This window comes from Xanthobacter sp. BG11Y11_SDJG (assembly GCF_057364445.1).
In genome coordinates this window covers 1-2,379 of record NZ_JBNFNU010000525.1, presented here as the reverse complement: position 1 = coordinate 2,379, position 2,379 = coordinate 1, and the positions used below count along the sequence as shown (strand labels likewise).

Below are 2,379 nucleotides of genomic sequence, written 5' to 3'. Positions count from 1 at the left end.
ACTCGTGGCAACGCCATCGCTTATGCCGGCGCCGCCGAGATGCGCCTCGCGGCCGAGGACGGTTTCGCCTTGCTGGTGGTGGAGGACCGCGGGCCGGGCATCCCGGCGGCCGAGCGGGCGGCGGTGTTCGAGCCATTCTACCGGGTCGAGGCCTCGCGCAACCGCGAGAGCGGCGGCGCCGGGCTCGGCCTCACCATCGTGCGACAGATTGTCGAGGGTCACGGCGGCACGGTGGCGGTGGAAGACCGCCCCGGCGGCGGTGCCCGCTTGGTGGTGCGGCTGCCGCTGGCCGGCGCATCGGCCAGCTAAGGCTTTCGTCCGGCTTCCGTCTCGGCTAACCCTCGCCGGCGCGTTACCCCGTTCCGGAAGCCCCGATGCCCGAGACCCTGCTCTTCCACAGCGACTACGATGATGCCGCCGCCTGGAGCGAGGCGCTGAAGCGCCGGTTGCCGGATCTCGACGTCGCGGTCTCGACCCAGCCCTACGATCCCGCCGCGGTGCGCTACGCTCTGGTCTGGCAGCCGCCGGTGGGCTTCTTCGCGCCGCTGGTGAACCTCGCCCTCGTCACCAATCTCGGTGCCGGCGTCGATGCGCTGGTGGGGCGGGCCGATCTGCCGGGCGTGCCCGTAACCCGCATCTGCGATCCCGAGATGGCGCGCATGATGGCGTCCTTCGTCCTGATGGCCGTGCTGCGCCATGCCCGCGACCTGCCGCTGTTGGAGCGGGCGCGCCGCGCGCGGCGCTGGCACTGGGTGAATCCGCGCACGGCGGGCGAAATTACGGTGGGCATCCTCGGCCTCGGCGAACTGGGCGCCCGCGCGGCGCGCGAGGTGGCCGGCCACGGCTTCCGGGTGAAGGGCTGGTCGCGTTCGGCCAAGACCCTCACCGGCATCGAGACGGTGCATGGACTCGGGGCGCTGGACGGTTTCCTCGCCGACGTGGAGATCCTGGTGGTGATGCTGCCGCTCACCGCGCAGACGCGGCACGTGGTCGACGCCCGCCGCCTCGCGCTGCTGCCGAGGGGCGCGAAGCTCATCAACGTGGCGCGCGGCTCGGTGGTGGACGAGCAGGCACTGATCGCCGCGCTGCGGTCGGGGCATCTGGAGAGTGCCACGCTGGACGTGTTCGAGGCGGAGCCGCTGCCCCAGGACAGCCCGCTCTGGGACATGGAGAACGTGCTGATCACCCCGCACCTCGCCTCGGTGGCGATCCCGGCCAGCGCCGCGGCGCAGATCGCCGAGAACATCCGCCGGCTGCGGCGCGGCCAGGCGCCGCTGTTCCAGGTGGAGACCGAGCGCGGCTATTGAGCGTCGGTGCCGAGGGCGTCGGCGGCGAGCCGCGCCTCGATCTCGGCCACCGACCCCGCCGCCCGCACGGCGCCGCGCTCGATCAGCAGCGCCCGGTCGGCGATGGCGCGGGTGAAGGCGACGTTCTGCTCGCTGACGAGGATCGACAGGCCCTCGGCCTTGAGCGCCGCCACCGCCTTCGCCATCTCGGCGACGATGCGCGGGGCGAGGCCCTCCGACGGCTCGTCGAGCAGGAGCACCGCCGGATTGCCCATCAGCGTGCGGGCGAGGGCGAGCATCTGCTGCTCGCCGCCGCTCATGGCGCCGCCGCGCCGGTGACGCATCTCGGCGAGGTTGGGGAACATGGCGAACAGTCGCGCCTCGGTGAAGGGCGCGCGGCCCGGGCGCGGCGGCCGCCGGCCGGTCTCCAGGTTCTCCAGCACCGTGAGGTCGGTGAAGACGCGCCGGTCCTCGGGCACGTAGCCGAGGCCGCGCCGGGCGCGCTCGAAGGCGGGGAGGCGGGAGATGTCCTGTCCGCCGAGCCGCACCGTCCCGCCCGAGGGCACGAGGCCCATGATGGCCTTCAGCGTGGTGGACTTGCCCGCCCCGTTGCGGCCCACCAGGGCCAGCACCTCGCCGGGCTCCAGCGTCAGCGAGACGCCGAACAGAACCTGCGCCTTGCCGTAGGCGGCGGTGAGGCTGTTCGCTTCGAGCTTGAGGCCGCCGGTCACGGGACCGCCTCCTCGCCCAGATAGACCGCGCGCACCTTCGGATCGCGGCGGATCGCGGCGGGCGCGCCCTCGGCGATCAGGGCGCCCCGGTCCAGCACCAGGATGCGGTCGGCATGGCCGAACACCGCCTCCATGTCGTGCTCGGTGAACAGCACGCCAATGGCGCGCGCACGGGCGATGTCGCGGGCGAGGCGCATCAATTCGGCGCGCTCGGCGCGGGCCATGCCGGCGGTGGGCGTCGTCCATCAGCAGGAGGCGGGGGGCGTTGGCCCAGCGCCAGCGCCAGTTCCAGCCGCTTCACGCGCCATAGGCCAGCTCGCCCCGCCGGCCGTCCGCCCGCCCCGCCGCCAGCCCCACCGTCC

3 protein-coding genes and 1 pseudogene are annotated in these 2,379 nt (G+C 73.6%); 2 read left to right on the top strand and 2 right to left on the bottom strand.

The window, feature by feature from the left end; translation table 11 throughout:
- The coding region (locus AC2W7M_RS23880) for a sensor histidine kinase (RefSeq protein WP_486135457.1) at positions 1–309 on the top strand (309 nt) is incomplete at its 5' end.
- A gap of 65 nt (positions 310–374) precedes the next feature.
- Positions 375–1,307 carry a 2-hydroxyacid dehydrogenase gene (locus tag AC2W7M_RS23875; protein WP_486135455.1) on the top strand — a complete coding sequence of 311 codons (933 nt, stop codon included), beginning with the start codon at positions 375–377 and terminating at the stop codon, positions 1,305–1,307.
- Here AC2W7M_RS23875 and AC2W7M_RS23870 read toward each other — a convergent pair.
- Together AC2W7M_RS23870 and AC2W7M_RS23865 are read right to left on the bottom strand one after the other, a co-directional pair.
- The gene (locus tag AC2W7M_RS23870) at positions 1,301–2,017 is read right to left on the bottom strand and encodes an ABC transporter ATP-binding protein (protein ID WP_486135453.1); all 717 of its coding nucleotides are present in this window, start codon (positions 2,015–2,017) and stop codon (positions 1,301–1,303) included. The genes AC2W7M_RS23875 and AC2W7M_RS23870 overlap by 7 nt on opposite strands.
- Positions 2,014–2,379 (bottom strand): annotated as a pseudogene (locus AC2W7M_RS23865) (ABC transporter ATP-binding protein C-terminal domain-containing protein); the annotation flags it as partial. The pseudogene AC2W7M_RS23865 and the gene AC2W7M_RS23870, both read right to left, overlap by 4 nt.